Source organism: Flavobacterium enshiense DK69, from assembly GCF_000498495.1.
In the GTDB taxonomy this organism is placed as follows: domain Bacteria; phylum Bacteroidota; class Bacteroidia; order Flavobacteriales; family Flavobacteriaceae; genus Flavobacterium; species Flavobacterium enshiense.
This window is the reverse complement of the sequence record NZ_AVCS01000039.1, coordinates 1-977: the sequence shown is the minus strand read 5'-3', so window position 1 is coordinate 977 and position 977 is coordinate 1. Positions and strand designations below refer to the sequence as shown.

Below are 977 nucleotides of genomic sequence, written 5' to 3'. Positions count from 1 at the left end.
GATTGCAGTGGAAATCCCGCAGCGTAGCGGAGGAATTGCAACGGAAAGCGGGAACATGGATCGCAAAAAAGCCCGGAACTTTCACTCCAGACTTTAAAATTATTTATTTTCCTCTAAAGCCGCTTTTTCCTCTCTTGCTTTTCTGGATTTGTTAAGTCTTTCTTTCCAGGTTGCGGAAAGTTCGGCAAGGTCTATCGGCTTAGCTGGGTCCTGGCGCTGCAGTTTTCCTTCTTTAAAGGCTTTCACCAACATCCCTTCAATATAAAAATCGTCCAGTTCTTTGAAAGGATCGTATTCGGCTTTCAAATCAATATCATACAAACTGGCCGCATTGTTGGACCACCAAGCTTTCCATCCGCTTTTTAAATCTTTAATCAGATTAAAAGTGGCAACCCCGGTTTGACGATTAATAAGTTTTACAAGAATCTGCCTTCAATGAAAAATAATTTGCTTTTATCATAGGTTATCTTTATCCATAACAACACAAAAATAACAAATAGCCTCATTAAAGAATTTTTCTTCAAAAGAAAATCCCCGACCCCCTCATCCAATTTCTTTTTAGCATAAAACAAAAAATCCCCATCATAGACTGATGGGGATTTCCAAAAACAAAGCTATCACGTAATCTCCCACAGCTTTGCCCTGGCTTTATCTTTATTTTTTCTAAAATAAAAATCGTTATAAAACAAAAAATCCCCATCACAAAGTGATGAGGATTCTCAAAAGAAAGGCGGCGACATACTCTCCCACAGGTTTGCAGTACCATCTGCGCAGGCGGGCTTAACTACTCTGTTCGGAATGGGAAGAGGTGAGCCCCGCCGCAATAACCACCTTAAGTCGTTATGCAAGGGTAATTAGCTTTAGCTAATCAACATTACAATAATATCTTAACATACTGAGATAAATAATCATTCTTTAGAAAGTTTCTCCCTCCCGCCGAAGCGGGAGGAAAAGCGTACATAAGCTTACGGGTTATT

General features: G+C 39.7%; 1 protein-coding gene and 1 rRNA gene. Both read right to left on the bottom strand.

Going from position 1 to position 977, the window contains the following annotated elements:
- Window positions 1-99: 99 nt before the first annotated feature.
- Window positions 100-426 (bottom strand): DUF4294 domain-containing protein, encoded by a 327-nt coding sequence (locus FEDK69T_RS15905; protein ID WP_155959282.1) that lies wholly within the window; start codon window positions 424-426, stop codon window positions 100-102.
- Window positions 427-725: 299 nt separating this feature from the next.
- Window positions 726-835: ribosomal RNA gene (rrf, locus tag FEDK69T_RS15045) — 5S ribosomal RNA — on the bottom strand.
- Between the last annotated feature and the right edge of the window lie 142 nt (window positions 836-977).